Source organism: Vitreoscilla sp. C1 (assembly GCF_002951955.2).
Lineage (GTDB): Bacteria > Pseudomonadota > Gammaproteobacteria > Burkholderiales > Neisseriaceae > Vitreoscilla > Vitreoscilla stercoraria.
On sequence record NZ_CP019644.2, the window covers coordinates 2,416,260 to 2,435,913 of the forward strand.

The 19,654-nt window shown below is 44.2% G+C and carries 14 protein-coding genes, 2 tRNA genes and 1 rRNA gene; 13 read left to right on the forward strand and 4 right to left on the reverse strand.

Annotated features, from left to right (window positions below):
• Window positions 1–6 precede the first annotated feature (6 nt).
• Window positions 7–120, forward strand: a 5S ribosomal RNA gene (gene rrf, locus ADP71_RS11815).
• A gap of 134 nt (window positions 121–254) precedes the next feature.
• On the opposite strand, the gene apbC is transcribed toward rrf, so the two are convergent.
• A complete protein-coding gene (gene apbC / locus ADP71_RS11820) occupies window positions 255–1,376 on the reverse strand; it encodes an iron-sulfur cluster carrier protein ApbC (RefSeq protein ID WP_171461223.1) in 1,122 nt (373 codons plus the stop codon).
• 124 nt (window positions 1,377–1,500) lie between these two features.
• On the opposite strand from apbC, the gene rbsK reads away from it, so the two are divergent.
• Complete coding sequence (gene rbsK / locus ADP71_RS11825; protein WP_336234323.1) at window positions 1,501–2,403, forward strand: ribokinase; 903 nt, start codon at window positions 1,501–1,503, stop codon at window positions 2,401–2,403.
• 1 nt (window position 2,404) lies between these two features.
• Here rbsK and ADP71_RS11830 read toward each other — a convergent pair whose 3' ends face one another.
• Entirely contained in the window at window positions 2,405–2,818 is a 414-nt protein-coding gene (locus ADP71_RS11830) for a hypothetical protein (protein WP_019959360.1), read from the reverse strand.
• Window positions 2,819–3,137: 319 nt separating this feature from the next.
• Here ADP71_RS11830 and ADP71_RS11835 point away from each other — a divergent pair, with 319 nt between their 5' ends.
• The 11 genes from ADP71_RS11835 to dnaE all read left to right on the forward strand — a co-directional run bounded on the left by ADP71_RS11835 (window position 3,138) and on the right by dnaE (window position 17,844).
• The gene (locus ADP71_RS11835) at window positions 3,138–5,120 is read left to right on the forward strand and encodes an autotransporter assembly complex protein TamA (protein WP_104932247.1); all 1,983 of its coding nucleotides are present in this window, start codon (window positions 3,138–3,140) and stop codon (window positions 5,118–5,120) included.
• A 55-nt stretch (window positions 5,121–5,175) separates the two neighbouring features.
• Window positions 5,176–9,099, forward strand: coding sequence for a translocation/assembly module TamB domain-containing protein (locus tag ADP71_RS11840; RefSeq protein ID WP_171461174.1), 3,924 nt, complete (start codon window positions 5,176–5,178; stop codon window positions 9,097–9,099).
• Window positions 9,100–9,175: 76 nt separating this feature from the next.
• The gene (waaA, locus tag ADP71_RS11845; protein WP_104932250.1) at window positions 9,176–10,450 is read left to right on the forward strand and encodes a lipid IV(A) 3-deoxy-D-manno-octulosonic acid transferase; all 1,275 of its coding nucleotides are present in this window, start codon (window positions 9,176–9,178) and stop codon (window positions 10,448–10,450) included.
• Window positions 10,451–10,583: 133 nt separating this feature from the next.
• Window positions 10,584–11,450: a septum site-determining protein MinC gene (minC, locus tag ADP71_RS11850; protein WP_019959356.1), complete on the forward strand. Its 867-nt coding sequence runs from the start codon at window positions 10,584–10,586 to the stop codon at window positions 11,448–11,450.
• A 44-nt stretch (window positions 11,451–11,494) separates the two neighbouring features.
• Entirely contained in the window at window positions 11,495–12,310 is an 816-nt protein-coding gene (gene minD / locus ADP71_RS11855) for a septum site-determining protein MinD (protein ID WP_026353695.1), read from the forward strand.
• Between the two features lie 4 nt (window positions 12,311–12,314).
• Window positions 12,315–12,581: a cell division topological specificity factor MinE gene (gene minE / locus ADP71_RS11860; RefSeq protein WP_019959354.1), complete on the forward strand. Its 267-nt coding sequence runs from the start codon at window positions 12,315–12,317 to the stop codon at window positions 12,579–12,581.
• Entirely contained in the window at window positions 12,578–13,516 is a 939-nt protein-coding gene (locus ADP71_RS11865; RefSeq protein ID WP_019959353.1) for a LysR substrate-binding domain-containing protein, read from the forward strand. Before minE ends, ADP71_RS11865 begins: the two co-directional genes overlap by 4 nt.
• A 60-nt stretch (window positions 13,517–13,576) precedes the next feature.
• Window positions 13,577–13,653 (forward strand) — tRNA-Met (locus ADP71_RS11870).
• A 259-nt stretch (window positions 13,654–13,912) separates the two neighbouring features.
• Window positions 13,913–13,989 (forward strand) — tRNA-Met (locus tag ADP71_RS11875).
• A 111-nt stretch (window positions 13,990–14,100) separates the two neighbouring features.
• The gene (locus tag ADP71_RS11880; RefSeq protein WP_019959352.1) at window positions 14,101–14,358 is read left to right on the forward strand and encodes a PhaM family polyhydroxyalkanoate granule multifunctional regulatory protein; all 258 of its coding nucleotides are present in this window, start codon (window positions 14,101–14,103) and stop codon (window positions 14,356–14,358) included.
• Window positions 14,359–14,400: 42 nt separating this feature from the next.
• Window positions 14,401–17,844 carry a DNA polymerase III subunit alpha gene (dnaE, locus tag ADP71_RS11885; protein ID WP_026353694.1) on the forward strand — a complete coding sequence of 1,148 codons (3,444 nt, stop codon included), beginning with the start codon at window positions 14,401–14,403 and terminating at the stop codon, window positions 17,842–17,844.
• 54 nt (window positions 17,845–17,898) lie between these two features.
• Here the strand turns inward: dnaE and ADP71_RS11890 are convergent, their stop codons facing one another.
• Window positions 17,899–18,279 (reverse strand): GNAT family N-acetyltransferase, encoded by a 381-nt coding sequence (locus ADP71_RS11890; protein WP_237343020.1) that lies wholly within the window; start codon window positions 18,277–18,279, stop codon window positions 17,899–17,901.
• 32 nt (window positions 18,280–18,311) lie between these two features.
• A complete protein-coding gene (locus ADP71_RS11895) occupies window positions 18,312–19,565 on the reverse strand; it encodes an IS256 family transposase (RefSeq protein WP_104931213.1) in 1,254 nt (417 codons plus the stop codon).
• Window positions 19,566–19,654 lie beyond the last annotated feature (89 nt).

Here is a 19,654-nt window from a genome sequence, read left to right on the forward strand (position 1 = left end):
TTTATGTTTGACGACCATAGCGAGTTGGTCCCACGCCTTCCCATCCCGAACAGGACCGTGAAACGACTTAGCGCCGATGATAGTGTGGATTACCCATGTGAAAGTAGGTCATCGTCAAACGCCCCATTCTAAAGCCCTGATGCAAACGCATCAGGGCTTTATTCATTCTTAAAGATAGTTTTAAATATAATACACATTCATATAAACAAGCGTCCTGTAAACTTTACAGGACGCTTTTAATCATCAACGCTGGATTATTCAATCACAATTTTTGGAAAAGCATTGCTGAAATCTTTGCCCATGTCTGAGATTTTTAAGATGATTTGCCATGTTGCTTGTTGGTACAAATTGGCAATGGCCGTTTCAGTTTGCTGTAACTCTACGCCTTGACCTTGGTCCATGGCTTGGCGAATTGGCAAGCTGAGTGGTAATTGAGCCAATAATGGGACATTCAAGTTTTCAGACAACATTTTGCCACCATCTGAGCCAAAAATGGCTTCGGCATGACCGCACTGAGAACAAATATGGGTTGCCATATTTTCGATGATACCCAAAATAGGAATATTGACTTTGGCAAACATGTCGACTGCTTTTCTAGCATCCAGTAATGCAATGTCTTGCGGCGTGGTGACGATGACAGAGGCGGTCACTGGAATTTTTTGGGATAGCGTCAATTGGACATCACCTGTGCCTGGAGGCAAGTCTATGAACAAATAATCCACATCATCCCATTGGCTTTGGAATAATAATTGTTGCAAAGCTTGGCTAACCATGGGGCCGCGCCACACAACCGCTTGATCGGTATTGACCAAGAAGCCAATCGACATGGTTTGAATGCCAGCTGCATTGGTTACAGGAATGAATTTGCCATCTTTTTGTTCAGGTTGTAAATCAGAGACGCCTAACATGGTTGGTTGGCTTGGACCATAAATATCAGCATCCAAGACACCAACACGCGCACCCATTTTGCTTAAAGCGATGGCTAAGTTGGTAGTGGTCGTGGATTTGCCTACACCGCCTTTGCCTGAAGCAATGGCAATGATGTTTTTGACGCCTTTAATGGTATTCACGCCTTGCTGCACTTTGTGTGTGACAATTTTGTTTTCTAGCGTCAGATGAATATTGGAGGCAGGAGTATCTGTTGCTTGAGCAATGGCTTGAATGAAAGCGTCCTGTAAGTGTGCAACAGGGTAGGCAAAGCGCAATGTCACATGAATGTTACCGTCTTGTTGTGTGAGTTTGGTAAGGGCTTTTTCTGATGCAATGGTACGGTTGCTATTGGGCAAGACAATGGCTTCAATCGCGGTTTGAATCTGTTCCACGGAAAATCCTTTTTTGGGTTGCTGTTTGAGTTTGGGTTGCTGTTTGAGTGGGATATTGTTGGAATAAATGGGGTCAGATGTGGCAGATGCAATCTTTTGCCATTGTAAACTTTTTAGGATGCTTTTTCCTGTTTCTTCAAAAGTTTGGTATGCTTACGCCTTGTAAGAAGGAAAATGAATGATGAGTAATATTTTGGTTGTCGGTAGTATCAATATGGATTTAATCACAGTTTTGGATCGTTTTCCAAAAGTGGGTGAAACTTTGTTAGGTCAGACATTTACGACAGCTTTAGGTGGCAAAGGTGCCAATCAAGCCGTTGCAGCTGCTCGTTTGGGCGCTGATGTGGCGATGATTGGTGCGGTGGGTGATGATGCCAATGGTACTTCGGCTTTGAATATTTTAAAGCAAGAAGGCATAGACATCAGTGGGATTAGTGTTAAGCAAAGTATGAGTTCGGGTATTGCCAGTATTACCGTTGCCGAAAGTGACAATCATATTATTGTTGTGCCAGGTGCGAATTTTGCTTTGAGTATTGAGGACATTGATGCTCATACAGCTTTGTTTGAACAGGCTGATGTGGTTTTGTGTCAGTTGGAAATTCCAATGGATTGCGTATTACATGCGGCAAAATTGGCTAAAAAACATCAGGCGACATTTGTCTTGAATCCAGCACCAGCACAAAAATTATCCGCAGAATTATTGTCTTTGGTTGATGTGATGACGCCTAATCATACTGAATTGAAATTGGCATTTGCATTAGATGATACAGCTAGCGATGAGGAAATTGCTCAAATATTGCCTGTACACATGCAATTGGTGATGACTGAAGGTGCCAATGGCGCCAGTCATTATGGTATTGATGGTAAACGTCATTGGAATGCATTTAAGGTAGAAGCGGTTGATACCACAGGTGCCGGTGACACGTTTAATGCAGGCTTAGCAGTCTATTGGTCACAAGGATTGGATGTGGCTGTAGAGCGTGCCCAAGCTGCAGCAGCGTTAGCTGTGCAGCAATTGGGTGCACAAACAGCGATGCCTACCGCAGAAGCTGTGAGTGTGTTTATTCAGGCTCAAGCTTAGCTTATAAGCGAGCCAATTCGGCTTGCATGGCAGAAATATTGGCGCGTCTATCCGCAACTTGCCTTTCCCATTTAGGAATGTTTTTGCCATTTTTCTTTGCTTGGCTTAATTGATTCTCAGCCGCACGCAGTGCGGCTTTTTCACGTTGTAATTCTTGCTTCACAATGTCAGAGCGTGACAATTTTGGCTTATAAACTGCTTTGCTTGGTGCTGCTGTACGCTGATGGGTATTTTTTACCTTGCTGGTAATGGGTGCTGGGGCTTGATTGCGTAATGAAACCTGCGTATTAGGTATTGGCGTAATTGGTTTTGAGACTATTAAAATGTCATTGCGTAAGGAACCCAAAGCTTGGTCGATTGCCAAATTGTAATGAGGTGTGTTAGTTGCCGTAATCACTGAGGCTTGTGAGCGCATACAAACAGATGTCTGATGGCTAGTCCAAACTGCACATGGTAATTTCGCAAGTGAAGAGGCGTGGGCATTGGTCAAAGAACCAATGAGTAGCAAAGGTAGTAGTACTATTGATGTATGGCGGCGTAGGTTAGGTATAAACATGTACGGATATCTTTTTAATGAAACCTTTGAATTATATGTGTTTTTTTGGTTTTTATAGTTTTATGCATGCAAAGCTAAGTTAAGAGCTGCTAGTGTTTTTGTTTAGAGGGTAACCTTGCTTCTAAGTTGCGTAAATTCCTATGTTAGAATCATTACTATTGTGCGGTTTGGATAAGCTATGAAGCGTGTGACCTTTTTGTTAAGTTTTCGAGCTGTGGCTTGGATGCCTCTGATTTTATGTCCTATGGCGTTGCTTCCCAGTTCGGTATTGGCATCTCAAATTGCATCAGACAATGCTTTGTCTGATGCTTTACAGTCTAATTGGTCTGAAGTGACCGTCAGCGTACGCCCTTTTTCTATCGCCGAGCAAGAATACTTGAATGAGCAAGCCAAGGAGCGAGGCAAGAATGTAAAAGATGTCACACCGCCGAATCCATCAGAATTACAGTATGCTGTTGTTGTGGAAGTGGATAATTCTGAAGCAAAAGATATGCTAGAAGAACATTTGCCACTGATTGTGCAACAACAAATGAATTCGGATATCGATGCTGAGCAAATTCAATTTTTGGTCGATGATACACCTCAAGATGCCAAAGACATGTTGGATACCTTAGGGTATTTTAATGCTGTCGTGCGTGTGAAAACGGATTCATTGCCTTATGTGGTTCAGGTGGATTTAGGAAAGCGGGTTTTTATTACGTCTGCTCAAGTTAATTTAGATGGCCCTGTTTTAGATGATGAAAAACTGGGTGAATATTTCGCGAATGTCATGTCGGGTTGGACGGCTAAAGAAGGTGAGCCTTTTTTACAAAGTACTTGGAGTGGTAGTAAAAGTGCCGCCGTGAGTGGTATGCGTCGCAAACAATATCCTTTGGCACAAATGACGCAATCGCAAGCATTGATTGACCCTGCGGCAGCAACAGCTGTCATGACTGCGACGATTGACAGCAAAAAGCCTATTTTTTTTGGTGCATTGGATGTCAGTATCAATGAAATATCGTTACCGAATGGCGAGAAAACCAATCAAAAGCCTCGTTATCCTGAAAATATTGTGAGAAATCTGGCACCATTTCAGCAAAGTGATGTGTATGACAGTGATAAGGTGGTCGATTTTCAAAATGCTTTAGAGCAAGACAGTCATTACAGTAGTGTGATGGTGACACCACAATTCAATCGCCTACAAGACGATCAAGTGCCTGTATTGGTGACAGTACAAGAGGTGCCACGTCAAAAATTTGATGCAGGCTTGAATTTCGATTCAGAAGATGGCCATGGTATTCGTTTGGGTTATGAGCATTACAACGTTTTGAATCGAGGTTATGTTGGCAGTAGTTTTGTGTCTTATAACAAATATGAGCAAAGCTTTGGTATTGGTTTAAGCCATCCGCGTGAGTTTGGCAGTTCGTACAATATGGCATCGTTGAATTATAAGAACGGTACTGTACAGCGTGTGAAGACTGAGTCTTGGAATGCAGGGCTTTGGAATGTGAAAGAATTTGATAACAGTGAGCGTCGACTAGGTTTAGAATTTTACCGTGATGACAGTCATGTAGAAAATGGCCCAGATTTTGGCGTAAATTATGCCACGATGTTGACTGCATCATGGCGATATAACCGAGTACAAACATCGATTCGACCACAAAATGGTTATTATGTTTATGGCAAAATTGGCGCTACTTTGGGATCGGTTTTATCGAGTGCTTCGATGCAAATGGTTCGTGCTGATACGGCTTATTATTACACGCCTGAGCAAAAAAAATATGGTACTTTCATTGTCAAAGGTCGAGCCGGTGTGGTGAACGTGTCGGATGAATTAAATGCACCACAAAGTTTGTTATTCCGTACAGGTGGTGCTACTTCTGTACGTGGTTATGAGCATGAAAGCATTGGTATTACAGGTTATCAAGATGCAGTGATTGGTGGCAAAGTGATGGGTGTTGCAAGCTTGGAATACCAATACCCAATTAAAGACAATTATGCATTGGCACTGTTTCATGATATGGGCGATGTGGCCAATCGATTTGATGAATTTAAAATTCAACACGGTACAGGCATAGGTGCCCGTTGGTTTAGTCCTTTCGCACCGATTGCTTTTGACTTGGCTTATGGTCATGAAGACCAAAAAATTCGTTGGTATATCGGCTTGGGAACATCGTTTTAATCCGCGATGTACTTATCTGACCTGAATCTTGTTTTATTAACTGCGAGTATTGTGTATGCATTCCCATAATGAGACAGACGCTGCTGTCGCATTGCCTGAAACGCCTTCTAAACCACCTAAAAAGCCCCGTCGTTGGTGGTTGCGTTTTTTGGTGGCTATTTTATTGGTCGTGGTTTTGGTTGTGTCGACTTTATTTTGGCTGACGCGTACAGAGTCGGGTTTGCGTTTTACTTTATTCCGTATTCCTGCTTGGTTTGGTGTAGAAATTGAAGCGGACAAGGTATCAGGTACCGTTTGGAATGGATTCAATGGTAATAACTGGGTAGTGAAAACGGAAAGCGCCAACATTCATTTGAATCATTTGGAGTTAGATTGGGCGAGCAATGCTTTGTTTTCTAAGACCATACATGTGCGCCGTTTGGATATCGGTGAAATGCACATTGAAGTATTTGAAACGGAGCCTAGACCCAAACAAGAGGCCAAATTTCCAGAAAAATTGCGTTTGCCAGTGAATGTGCATTTGGATGAAGTGAATATTCATGCCATTACTTTTGGTAAAGAACACAGTGTTATTTTAAATCAAGCACAATTAAGCTATCACTATGAGCAAGGTCAGCCACATCGCTTGAATATTCACAGCTTGGACAGCACGTTTGGTTTGGCTGATGGCTATGTTTCTCTTAACGAAAATAAACCTTTTGCAACCGATGCCAAGTTGAATGTGATGGGTAGTCGAGATGGCATCACGGTCAAAGGCAATGCTGCTGTGGGTGGTGATTTGGACAATCTGACGGTCAATGGCAAATTCAGTGGTGAAGGTGTGATATTGAATGTAGATGGTGCGTTGCATCCATTTGCCAAAACATTAAACCAACAATTTTCTTTTTTGAATGTCAATGGCAAAGGCTTAAACCCTAAAACCATCATTCCAAGCTTGCCCGAGGCGCAAATTGAACTGGAAGTGGGTATTGAACCTATTGCTGGCACCAATGAAATGCAAGGCGTCCTGAAAGTGTTGAACAGTAAGCCGATGCATATTGATGCAAATGGTATTCCTGTTCAATCCATTGATACGCAATTTAAATTAGATCGAGAAGGGAAAGTAATTTTATCCTCATCGAATATACGGACACTGCATCAAGGTCAAGTTGCGGTGAAAGGCGTGGTGGATGCGGCGCAGTCTGTATTGGATTTGGATGTGAATGTCAGTCAACTCACGCTGGCTGATATTGTGAACAATCCGATGAAAGGCACGTTGGCAGGCGACATTGAAGTCACAGGTCAATTCGATAGCCCGCAAGCAGATTGGCGTTTGAAGACCGAACGCTTGCGTTCTTCAGGCCGCTTTAATATGTTGGTTGATCGTCAAAATGGTCAACAAAGCTTGCAGATTTCTAAAGCACATATTGCCACGCCTGATGGCGGTAGTATTGGTCTTGCAGGACAAATGAATTTGTACAAAGACCAAGCTTTTAAAATTGCGGCTGTCAGTCATCGTTTTAATCCTGCTTCATTGTCCAAAGATTATCCGCAAGGCAATGTGAATTTGGATGTGCGTGCGTTGGGAACTTTGGCAGGTGAACCTGTGGTTAAGGCTTTATTGGATTTGGGTAACAGCAGTTTGTCGGGAGCCAAACTCAGTGGCACAGGTGATGTGGTTGTCAGCAATCAACATTTAAGTCGTGCCAATTTGAGTGTGTTGCTTGATGGCAATCGCATTAAAACCGATGGCAGCATAGGCAAAGCGGGCGACAAATTGAATGTGGATATTCATGCACCGCGTTTGGATCAATTTGGTTTCGGTTTAAGTGGCTTATTGACTGCCAAAGGTCATTTGGCAGGCGACCCTAAAAAACTGGACATTCAATTGGCAGGTCAAGCACAAAATCTGCGTTTTAAAGATGCTGTGGCAGTGCAACAAGCACGTTTCGATGTGAAAGCATCGCCCACCATGAGCGCGCCTTTGAATATCAGTGTCAATGGCAATGCTTTGAAGTTTGGTACGACTTTGGTTGACCAAATCAATGTCAATGTGGCGGGAACAGGTAACAATCACAATATCAAAGCCGATGGCAGCCTGAGCTTAGATAAGCAGCCTTATCGTTTGAATTTGGCGGCACAAGGCGGCCTGAATGATGAGATGCAGTGGAAAGGAACGGTTGCCACTTTGGATATTGGCGGTGCATTCAATGCCCGTTTGAACAACCGCATGGCTTTAGAAGCAGGGGCACAGAAAGTGGCGTTGAGCAGCGCTTCTTGGGGTTTAATGGGCGGCAGTTTGAATTTGAATCATTTTATTTGGGAAGCTGGCAAAGGTCTGCAAACCAAAGGTTCGGCTTCGGGCTTGGATATTCGTGAAATTAACAATTTGGTACAAATCCCAATTGAGCAAAATGTCATTATTGGCGGTGATTGGGACATGTCTTATGGCCAAAATATGAATGGCTTTTTGCGCTTGCAGCGTCAATCTGGCGACGTGACTTTGCCGCAGCGCAATCAAAAATTAGGTTTGAGTCGTTTGCAAACCGATACGCGTTTTCAAAATGGCAGCATCAATACCAAAATTGATTTGGTGACCCAATATGCGCGTGCCAATGGTCAAATCAACATTGGTCAAGCTTATGGCAATGTTTTTGCTAATGCGCCTTTGAGTGGTACGGTGAATGTGGTGGCTGATAATTTGGCGACGGTGCGCAATTTCTTACCTGTGGGCATGGAGGTTACAGGCCGCGCTGAAGCGAATGTGAAATTAAGTGGCTCGATAGGTAAACCGCAATTGTCTGGTCCGTTTAGCGGGACCAATTTAAGCTTTTTAGATCGTTCGAGTGGTGTGTATTTGAAAAATGGTTCATTGCAATCACATTTTTCAGGACAATCTTGGATGATTGATGCTTTGACTTTCCGCGAGGGTGCGGGTACTGCGACAGTGAAGGGTCAAGTTAATTTATTGGGTTCTGATCCTGATGTGAATTTGAAATTGATTTTGAGTCGTTTTGAAGCCTTATCGAAACCGACACAGCAATTAACCGTGAGTGGTGAAGCAGATTTAACGTATTTGCCCGCAAAAGGTTTGAGTTTGGTTGGTGGCGTGAAAGTGGACAGGGCACGTTTTGATTTTCCAAAATCCAGTGCACCTTCTTTGAGTGATGATGTGGTGGTATTGGGGCGTCCTGTAAAAGAAAAAAATGCCAGCACACCGATTCATTTGAATTTGTTGTTGGATTTGAACAATGCTTTCCGTTTTAATGGTCAAGGTTTGGATGTGTTGCTGGGCGGTCAAGTGCGTTTGTTGGCGCAGCCGCGACAAGATGTGACTGCCAATGGACAGATTCAAGTGGTGCGTGGCCGTTACAAATCTTATGGACAAGATTTGGTGATACAACGCGGTTACATTACTTTTGTCGATGAGCTTTCCAATCCGACATTGAATGTACGAGCAGAGCGCAGAGCTTCGCCTGTGGGTGCAGGCGTGGAAGTCACTGGCAGTTTGTCGCGCCCTAATACGGTGTTGGTGGCAGATGAGCCTATGAGCGACAAAGACAAACTGTCTTGGTTAATTTTAGGTCGCCCATCTAACAGCGAAAGCGATGATGCTGCGATTGCGGCAGCGGCGGGTGCATGGTTGGCAGGTGGCATTAATAATAAAATTGGGGTGGTGGACAATATTGGTTTGGAAACCCGCCGCACTCGCAATACCGAAACGGGTGAAATGAATGCAGCTGAGCAAGTCATCAATGTCAGCAAGCGTTTGACCAATCAGTTGAGCTTGGGCTATGAATATGGTTTAAGCAGTGCAGAATCATCGGTAAAATTGATTTATTATATTAGCCGCTCTTTGCAAATGATTGGTCGTGTGGGCAGCTATTCCAGCGGTGGTGAATTGCGTTATAGCAAGCGTTTTGATGGCTTCAGTCAGCAAACTCAGGCCACACGTGAAGCATATGAGAAAGCGCATACTCGTCCTGTTGAAAAACAGTGATGGATTTGGATGGATTTGTTTTATAAGCGTCCTGTAAATGTTTTACAGGACGCTTTCAAGATTAAAAGGGCACGCCATGTTATTGTCGGTGTATCAAGTGTTGTGGCGTATGGCGCCCAAAATCATTCAACGTTATTTGCGCAAACGTGCTCGTATGGCGCCTGCGTATTTGGCGCATTGGGACGAGCGTTTTGGCAAACCTTTGCCCAATCCTGTACGTCAACCGATTTGGATTCATGCCGTCTCGGTTGGTGAAACCCGTGCCGCTGCACCATTGATTGCCGCTTTACAACAATATTTTCCTGATGCGCCGTTGTTGCTTACGCAAATGACGCCGACAGGACGTGAAACAGCAGAACAATTGTATCCACATGCCCAATGTCGCTATTTGCCTTATGACCGCAAAGATTATGTGGCGCAGTTTTTACAAGAGCATCAGCCCATCATGGGCATTTTGATGGAAACGGAATTGTGGCCGAATTTGATGCATGCGTGCCATCACTCTCAGATACCTTTGTTTTTGGCCAATGCGCGTTTGTCGGAAAAGTCGTTGCAAGGCTATTTGAAAGCCGCTTCTTTGTTTCAACCTGCTGTATCTCAGTTGACGGCCATTTTTGCGCAAACTCAAGTCGATGCCGAGCGTTTAAAAAGCTTGGGTGCATCGACGGTGGAAGTGTGTGGTAACAGCAAATATGATATTGAGCCGCCACAAGCTGCGATTGACTTGGGTGTTGAATTCAAGCAAAAAATCGGTTCGCGTTTGGTTTTGGTGTGTGGCAGTACGCGTGTGGACAAGCAAGGCGTGGATGAGGCGCAATTGTTATTGCAAGCATGGGCGCAACAGCCAACCGATGCTTTATTGGTTATTGTGCCGCGCCATCCTGAGCGTTTTGAGGCGGTATTTGAAGCTGCCAAAGCATTGGGATTGAAAGCTCAAAAACGCAGCGATGGACACATTGTGCGTCCTGAAACCCAAGTTTGGATTGGTGACAGCATGGGTGAATTGTTTGCTTATTACCAATGTGCGGATGTGGTGTTTGTGGGCGGTAGTTTGGTCGATACAGGCTGCCAAAATGTGATTGAACCGATTGCTTGTGGCAAGCCGACTGTATTTGGTTTTTCTACTTATAATTTTACACAAGCGTGCAGCGCTGCTTTGGAAGCTGGTGTTGCGATACAAGTACAAACTGCATCACAATGGTTGGACGTGGTCACCCATTTGTTACAGGACGATAGCAATCGGCTGGAGATGCAACAACAAGCTCAACAGTTTATACGCCACCATCAAGGTGCTAGCGATGGTATGGCTCAGCGAATTGCTGCACAAGTAAAAGGGTTAAATCGTGGTTAATCGATAGTGGATGTGATGACGCCTGCTTAAAAATCACTGCCTTGATTGAATCCTTGTCACTATCACGGTAAACTCTAAACACTTAAAAAATCGTCGCTTCGACGCCAAACATGACATTGTAAATAGAATCAGCATGAATCCATTATTTGATGTGAAATCCGCGCGCTTAGACGTATTGTCTTTGCAATTGAAAAGCAATGACTTTGTGCAATTAGAAGCCGCTTTAGAACAACGCTTGAAGCAATTGGGTGATTTTGCTTCAATGCCTTTTGTATTGGACTTGGAACAATTAGATGATCTGAGTCAATTGCCTGTCGATCAATTTATTCGGCTGTTTCGTCGTCAAGGTCTTGAGTTAGTAGGCTTGCGTCACTTTGATGAAAATACGGCACAATTGGCTGCCAAACATGGTTTGTCATTCAGTATTTTGAATGCACCGCAAGTAGAACAAAAAGTGGCGCAAGGCGTAGAGCAAATGGCAGCCGCTTTGGCACCTGAAGCTGCCGCCGTTGTAGAAACTGTAGAGTCTGTTGTAATCAATGCACCTTTAAAACAAGAGGGTGAATTGGAATTGCTCAGTGATCGCTTGGCCAAAGAGGCCAATATCACCAGTTTTTATGATAAGCCTAGTTTGGCTGAGCCTATGTCTGATAATGAGGCGAAACCGACTTTGGTTATTCGTCAACCGATACGTACAGGTCAGCAAGTGTATGCAGAAAACGCCGATTTGATTGTATTGGCGATGGTGAGTGTGGGTGCAGAGATTATTGCCGATGGGAATATTCATGTGTATGCACCGATGCGTGGTCGTGCTTTAGCAGGAGCAACAGGCAATAAAAAAGCCCGCATTTTCATTCAAAACATGCAAGCTGAATTGGTTTCAGTCGCTGGCGTATACCGAACATTTGAACGTGATTTGCCAACCGATTTAAGTAACAAAGCGATACAAGTGTATTTGGAAGACGACAAATTGGTCGTGGGCGCATTGAACGCACAATAAAACAACAAATTAATTCAATTGAAACTCAGTAAGGATAGATGACTGTGGCAAAAATTATTGTCGTAACTTCAGGTAAGGGTGGCGTGGGTAAAACCACAACAAGCGCAAGCATTGCCAGTGGCTTAGCATTGAAAGGTCATAAAACAGCAGTCATTGACTTTGACGTTGGTTTGCGTAATTTGGATTTGATTATGGGTTGTGAGCGTCGTGTGGTTTACGATTTAATCAATGTGATTCAAGAAGAAGCGACCTTAAACCAAGCCTTAATCAAAGACAAACATTGTGATAACTTGTTTATTTTGCCTGCTTCTCAAACCCGTGACAAAGATGCTTTGAACCGTGATGGCGTCGGTCGTGTGCTTAAAGAATTGACTGAGAAAATGGGTTTTGAGTATGTGGTTTGCGATTCTCCTGCGGGTATTGAGCAAGGCGCATTGATGGCTTTGTATTATGCAGATGAGGCAATCGTCACCACCAATCCAGAAGTATCGAGCGTGCGAGACTCTGACCGTATTTTGGGTATTTTATCTAGCCGCAGCCGTCGCGCTGAAATGAGTGAAGAACCAGTTAGAGAACATTTGTTGATTACCCGTTATGTGCCTGCACGCGTGGCAGCAGGGGATATGTTATCTGTAGAAGACATTACCGATATTTTGCGTATTCCATTGGTTGGTGTGATTCCTGAGTCTGGTGCCGTATTGCAAGCTTCAAATTCAGGTTCTCCTGCCATTCATTTGAACCAAACCGATGTATCTGAAGCCTATAAAGATGTGGTGGCACGCTTATTGGGTGAAAGTCGTCCGATGCGTTTTTTACAAGAAGAGAAAAAGGGCTTGTTAAAGCGCTTGTTCGGAGGATAAGGCAATGTCACTAATCGATTTATTGCTCGGTCGCAAAAAAAAGACGGCAGAAACTGCCAAGGATCGGTTACAAATCATCATTGCTCAGGAGCGTGTACAATCTCAGGCGCCTGATTATTTACCGATGTTGAAAAAAGAGTTGTTGGAAGTATTGGCAAAATACGTCAATATCTCTCCTGAGGACATTCGTATTTCACAAGAGCAACAAGGGGATATGGAAATGTTGGAATTGAACATTACTTTACCCGAATCTAAGAAAGTTTCTTCATGACGTTAACTGAGTTACGCTATATCGTGGCTGTTGCGCAAGAGCACCATTTTGGTCGTGCTGCGCAGCGTTGTTTTGTGAGCCAGCCGACTTTATCTATCGCCATTAAAAAGTTGGAAGAGGAATTAGGCGTAGCCCTGTTTGACCGCAGTAGCAATGAAATTCGACCAACAGATGCAGGCTTGCGTATTTTGGATCAAGCCCAGCGCGTGTTGGAAGAAGCCGATATGATTAAGCAATTGGCCAAAGAAGAGCAAAATGAATTGGAAGGCTCATTTAAATTGGGTCTGATTTTCACGGTTGCACCTTATTTGTTACCTAAATTGATTGTGTCTTTGCGTGATTTGGCACCGAAAATGCCATTGATGCTAGAAGAAAATCATACGGGTGCTTTGACCGATATGTTGAAAAAAGGTGAGCTAGATGCCATTGTGGTGGCTGACCCTTATCAAGAAGCGGGCGTGGTCACTGTACCTTTATATGATGAGCCGTTTTTTGTCATCACGCCCAAAGGCCATGCATTTGAAGAAATGGATGAAATCACGACCAATGAGTTGGCAGATGAGCAAGTATTGTTATTGACTGAAGGCAATTGCATGCGTGACCAAGTCTTGGACAGTTGCGTGGAGTTGGCGAGCCGTCAGCGTATTAAAGGTTTGACCAATACTTTGCAAGGCAGCTCCATCAATACCGTTCGCCATATGGTGGCATCGGGTTTGGGTATCAGTGTGTTGCCAGCGACTTCTTTGACTGAAAATGATCACATGTTGTTCAGCATCATTCCTTTCAAATATCCAGCGCCAGAGCGCCGAGTAATGTTGGCAGCGCGCCGTCATTTTGTGCGCCAAAAAGCGCTTGAAACCATCAAAACAGCGATTTTCCATTCACAATTGGCAGGTGTGCGTTTTGTGAAGCCAGAAGAATCTACGGAAGATTGAAAATAATTGAATAAAGTACTTGGCGTAGGGGTATGAAAACGGTTATAGTTACACCTCTGACGCGGGGTGGAGCAGCATGGTAGCTCGTCGGGCTCATAACCCGAAGGTCGTAGGTTCAAATCCTGCCCCCGCAACCAAATACGAAAAACCAGCTTAATAGCTGGTTTTTTTGCATTTCAGGTCGCTTAAAAAGATTCAGTAAGCTTTAAAAATGGCAGAATCATTTGGTTGATGATTGGAGTATGGGCTGAATTTTTGAAAGATGAAGGCAATATTTTATTTCATTTTAGAAATGCTAAAACAGTATCGGTTAGAAGCGGTCTGAATGGGGAATTAGAAATAAGTTAACAAATGACTTGACGCAACAGCCTAGACGCGCTATAGTTACATTTCTGACGCGGGGTGGAGCAGCATGGTAGCTCGTCGGGCTCATAACCCGAAGGTCGTAGGTTCAAATCCTGCCCCCGCAACCAAATATGAAAAACCAGCTTAAATAGCTGGTTTTTTTACGTTTCAGGACGCTTTTATTGAATCACTCGGTTTACAATAGATTGATTAACCATGTTGGACAATAAAGGAGCGTTATGAATACCAGTGATCAAAATCCGTTTACTTTATGGCAGCAATTTTGGCAAAATGCCAACCCTCAAATGACCCCGTTTTTGCCGCCGATGTCGGCAGAAGATGTGCAAAAGAAAATCAGTGAGTTACAAAGCGTGGAGCTTTGGTTGAGTTTCAACTTGCAAATGGTGCAATCGCAATTGGCAGTGCTGGAACAGCAAAAACTGTTTTTTGCATCTTTAAGCCAAATGGGCGAAAATCTCGCTAGCAACAAAGATTAATCAAACTAGGCGACTTCAGGTCGCCTTTATTAGGTATCTCTCATGACATTCCCCCGTTATATCCCACTTCGTATGCACACAGAGTTTTCCATTGAAGATGGAATGATACGCATCAAAGAAGTGGTCAAACATGCTGCTGCGCAAGGTTTTGCGGCTTTAGGTGTGTCTGATTTGATGAATTTGTTTGGTATGGTCAAGTTTTACAAAGCTTGCCGTAGCAATGGCATTAAGCCGATTATTGGCGTGGATGTATGGGTGGAAGATGATGTCGGTGAGAGCAAAGATTACCGTTTGTTGTTGATTGCTCGCGATGCCGATGGTTTTCGTCGTTTGAGCGAATTGATCACGCGTGCTTATGTTGATGAAGAGCGCAATCGTATGGATTACCGTATCCAAGCATCGTGGTTGGCTGATGGTGACAATACGGGTTTGATTTGTTTGTCAGGCGCACATTTGGGCAATATTGGTCAAAGTTTGCTTACAGGCCGCTTGGAAGAGGCTAAAGCACAAGCACAAGCTTTGGCTGCTTTGTTTCCGAATCGTTTTTATTTGGAATTGCAACGTTTGCCTGAAAAGCCCGAATGGGAAGTGGCAGTGACAGGCAGTTTGCAATTGGCACAGGATTTGGATTTGCCGATTGTGGCGACCCATCCTGCCCAATTTTTGAACAAAGATGATTTTCAAGCCCACGAAGCGCGAGTGTGTATTTCTTCGGGTTATGTGTTGGCAGACACGCGCCGTCCTAAGAATTTTCAGCCTTCACAGTATTTTGTCGCAGCGGATGAATTTGAAGCACGTTTTGCTGATTTGCCTGAGGCTTTGCAAAACTCGGTAGCAATTGCCAAGCGTTGCAATGTGGAAATTGTATTGGGTAAAAACTTTTTGCCCCAGTTTCCAACGCCCGATAGCATGAGCTTGGATGATTATTTGGCACATTTGTCGAATGAGGGTTTGCAAGAGCGGATGGCAGTTTTGTATCCGAATGAAACCGATCGAGAAGCACGTTATCCTGAATATCAAGCACGTTTGGATTTTGAGCTTAAAACCATCATTAATATGGGTTTCCCGGGTTATTTTTTGATTGTTCAAGATTTCATCAATTGGGCGAAACAAAATGGTTGTCCTGTAGGTCCTGGTCGTGGTTCGGGTGCGGGTTCGTTGGTGGCGTATGCGCTGAAAATTACCGATTTGGATCCATTGAAATATGCTTTGCTGTTTGAACGTTTCTTAAATCCTGAACGTGTGTCTATGCCTGACTTTGACATTGACTTTTGTCAAGCCAACCGTGGTCGTGTGATTCATTATGTGCGTGACCATTATGGACATGAGGCGGTGAGTCAAATTGTCACTTTTGGCACTCTGTCATCCAAAGCAGTGATTCGAGATGTGGGTCGGGTATTGGATTTGCCGTTTGGTTTGTGTGACCGCTTGTCCAAATTGATTCCAGTGGAACAGAACAAACCTTTGGGCTTGAAAAAAGCGATGGAAGCCGAACCGCAAATTGGTGAGCTGATTGAAGCGGAAGAAGCCGAAGAGTTGATGGTTTTGGCACAAAAGCTGGAAGATTTGACTCGCGGTACGGGCATGCATGCAGGTGGTGTATTGATTGCACCGGGTAAAATCACCGATTTTTGCCCTGTCTACCAAGCGCAAGGCGATGATACGTCGCCTGTGTCGATGTTTGATAAAGACGATGTAGAGCAAGCAGGTTTGGTCAAATTTGACTTTTTGGGTCTGCGCAACTTGACCATCATCGAGATGGCACAAAATTTCATCAAAGATGGTGTGGGCGATATCGTGGATGTGAATCACATTCCATTAGACGATGCACCGACTTACAAGCATATTTTTGCGGAAGGCAATACCACAGCAGTATTTCAATTCGAGTCGGCAGGCATGCGCCGCATGTTAATGGAGGCGATGCCGAGTAAATTTGAGGAGATTATCGCCTTTGTCGCGTTGTATCGCCCAGGTCCAATGGATTTGATTCCCGATTTTATCCGCCGTATGCATGGTGAAAAATTCGAATACTTAGATCCTTTGCTTGCCAATGTTTTGGAACCAACCTACGGCATTATGGTTTACCAAGAACAAGTGATGCAGGCCGCTCAGGTTTGTGGTGGTTATACATTGGGCGGTGCAGATTTGTTGCGCCGAGCGATGGGTAAGAAAAAAGTCGAAGAAATGGTGCAACACCGTTCGATTTTTGTCGAAGGTGCTTCTAAAAATGGGATTGATGAGAAGAAAGCCAATGAAATTTTTGACTATATGGAAAAATTTGCAGGCTACGGTTTCAACAAATCTCATGCCGCAGCTTACGCCTTGGTGTCTTACCAAACCGCATGGCTCAAATACCATTATCCTGCTGAATTTATGGCAGCAACCATGTCATCGGAATTGGATAATACTGACCAATTAAAAGTGTTTTACGACGATGCTATCAGTAAAAGCAACGGCATTACTTTTTTAGCACCTTCGGTGAATCATTCGTTTTACCGTTTTCAGCCTTTGCCTCATCGCCAAATTCGTTATGCTTTGGGTGCGATTAAGGGAACGGGCGAGGCGGCTGTAAACGCCATCGTTGCCGCGCGCCAAAATGGCTTATTTACCAGTTTGTTTGATTTTTGTGAACGTGTCGGCAAACAGCATTTGAATAAGCGCACAGTAGAAGCGTTGATTCGAGGCGGTGCGTTTGATGAAATTGAACCCAATCGTGCGATGTTGCTAGCGAATGTGGGCTTGGCGATGGATTATGCTGAGCAAAAAGCCGTCAATGCCAATCAAGGTGGTTTGTTTGACATGATGGACGATGCGGCGATGCCTGAGGTTGAAATGGTATATGCTGCGCCTTGGAATGATTCTGAACAATTGGCTGAAGAGAAACAGGCCATTGGTTTTTACCTATCAGGTCACCCATTCAAGCCTTATCGTGATGTGATTCGTGGTTTTGCGAAAAAAGATTTGGCAGAATTAAAACCTGCCGATCATAAGCAATGGGTAGCGGGTTTTGTCACAGGCATTCGCATTATTATGGGTCGCCGTGGCAAAATGGCGATTGCGACAGTCGAAGATGAAACGGCTAAATTGGAAGTGGTGATTGCTGGTAACAGTTATGAGCGTTTCCAACATTTGCTCAAAGCTGACCAAGTATTGTTGTTTGAATGCAAAGTGGCACGAGATGAATACAATGGCGGCGGTGGTTTGCGTCTGAATTCGGATGGGATTTATGATTTTGATGGTGCTCGCAGTGCATTTGCTCGTAATTTGTCATTAATCACCACGCCACAAACCGATACGCATCGTTTACAAGCATTGCTACAAAGCCAGCGAGGTCAAGGCTATGTGGGTTTGCGTTTGGCTTATCAGCATCCGTTGGTGAGCGCAGAGTTGAAAACCAGCTCACAATGGCAAATTGGTTTGAACAGTGAATTATTACAACAATTAAGTCAATTATTGGGTCATGAAGCGGTCAATGTGATTTGGTAAAAACAATGGTGTTTAAAAGCGTCCTGTAAATGTTTACAGGACGCTTTTTTAGATTCAAACCATCAATCGTTTGCCCAATAAGACAATGTCTGCTTCGATGTCATCGAGTTCGCATACCCGTGGCAACAAGCCCCATTGGGCAAATCCAAATTTTTTAAACAATGCCAAGCTTGGTGTGTTGTGTCCAAAAATCACTGCCACCACATTTTTGATGTTCAATGATGGCGCAATGTCTAACATGTATTGCAACATGGTTTGTCCGAGTTTTTGACCGCGTTGGGTTTCAGACACATAAATACTGATTTCAGCCGTGATGTCGTAAGCGGCGCGAGCGTAATAATCGCTAAACGTCCCCCACGCCAAAATTTGATTGTCTGTATTGCAACATACAAGCATAGGACGATGTGGTTTTTGATGGGCTTGGAACCAATCCAATCGGAGTTATTGTCAAATCTGGTGTATGGCATTCAGGCCGCTTTCTCTGTTGATTGCTCGTCTTCCTGCTTGCCATCTTTGAAGATGACGTTGTTGACCACCAAGGTCAATAAGTTGAATCCTTGAATCCGGCGCCAACGCTTTTGGGCCGTTTCCAATAATTTGTACACCATCGCCAAAGTGGTTTCTCTGGAACCGCAGTTTTTAGCCCGCTTACTACGCAATCGTACGGTAGCAAACGTGGATTCAATCGGGTTGGTGGTGCGGATGTGCGTCCAATGCACATTTGGAAAGTCATAGAATGCCAATAACTCTTCTTCATCCTTCACCAGTTTGTTAATGGCTTTGGGGTATTTGTCACCAAAGCGAGCCACTGTTTGTTTGAAGGCTTGTTCTGCACTTTCTTTGGTTTCGGCCATCCAAATTTCTTTCAAAGCCTCTCGCAATTTGCCTTGTACCGATTTGGGTACGGCTGCCAACACATTGGCCGTTTTGTGCACCCAACAGCGCTGATGTTTGGTGTCTGGATAAGACTTGGCCATGGCATTCCAAAAGCCCAACGCACCATCGCCGACCGCCAATTTTGGACTGGTTTCCAAACCCCTCAAACGCAAGCCTATCAACACTTCTGACCAACTGACTTCAGATTCCCGATAACCATCTTCAACCGCCACCAACTCTTTATGTCCTTGATCAGTCACACCAATGATGACCAGCAAACACAGTCTATCGTCCAATCGCACATTGCTGTAAATGCCATCGGCCCACCAATACACATAGCGTTTGCCCTTTAAATCCCGCTGGCTCCATTGCCGATGTTCGTCCGTCCAATGTTGCTTCAAACGACTGATGGTATTGGCTGACAAGCCTTTGGCCTGCTCTCCCAATACAGCCGCCAAAGCTTGTTGGTGGTCACCTGTGGAAATGCCTTTCAAATACAGCCATGGCAGCAATTCTTCGATGCTTTTGGTACGTTTCAAATAAGGCGGCAACAATTGACTGTTGAAACACACACCGTCACCACTGCGATCTCGTACCTTCGGCACTTTCACCTGTACATCACCAATGCCAGTCTGCACTGTTCGTTCCGGCAAATAACCATTTCTGACCAATGCTTGGCGACCATCGGGAAGTTTCTTGGGTGAGTGTTGCTCCAGCAAAATCTGCAATTCGGTTTCAACTGCTTTGGCAATCAACTCCCTGGCTCCCTGACGCAGCAAATCGGTCAATGGGTCATTGAATGTTTGCTGTGGTTGTACGAATGCATTTGGGTTAGAATCAGTCATGGCGTATTCCTTTTGTTGGTTGAAATCTTTGGTCGGAAATCAATCAACAGGATACGCCTTCTTCATTTGTTCGTCATACACCAGAAATG

Bases quoted from the DNA above. Each gene is read 5' to 3' on its own strand.
- rbsK (WP_336234323.1), top strand. From the start codon at position 1,501: ATGATGAGTAATATTTTGGTTGTCGGTAGTATCAATATGGATTTAATC.
- ADP71_RS11830 (WP_019959360.1), bottom strand. From the start codon at position 2,818: ATGCGCTCACAAGCCTCAGTGATTACGGCAACTAACACACCTCATTAC.
- ADP71_RS11835 (WP_104932247.1), top strand. From the start codon at position 3,138: ATGAAGCGTGTGACCTTTTTGTTAAGTTTTCGAGCTGTGGCTTGGATG.
- ADP71_RS11840 (WP_171461174.1), top strand. From the start codon at position 5,176: ATGCATTCCCATAATGAGACAGACGCTGCTGTCGCATTGCCTGAAACG.
- waaA (WP_104932250.1), top strand. From the start codon at position 9,176: ATGTTATTGTCGGTGTATCAAGTGTTGTGGCGTATGGCGCCCAAAATC.
- minC (WP_019959356.1), top strand. From the start codon at position 10,584: ATGAATCCATTATTTGATGTGAAATCCGCGCGCTTAGACGTATTGTCT.
- minE (WP_019959354.1), top strand. From the start codon at position 12,315: ATGTCACTAATCGATTTATTGCTCGGTCGCAAAAAAAAGACGGCAGAA.
- ADP71_RS11865 (WP_019959353.1), top strand. From the start codon at position 12,578: ATGACGTTAACTGAGTTACGCTATATCGTGGCTGTTGCGCAAGAGCAC.
- ADP71_RS11880 (WP_019959352.1), top strand. From the start codon at position 14,101: ATGAATACCAGTGATCAAAATCCGTTTACTTTATGGCAGCAATTTTGG.
- dnaE (WP_026353694.1), top strand. From the start codon at position 14,401: ATGACATTCCCCCGTTATATCCCACTTCGTATGCACACAGAGTTTTCC.
- ADP71_RS11895 (WP_104931213.1), bottom strand. From the start codon at position 19,565: ATGACTGATTCTAACCCAAATGCATTCGTACAACCACAGCAAACATTC.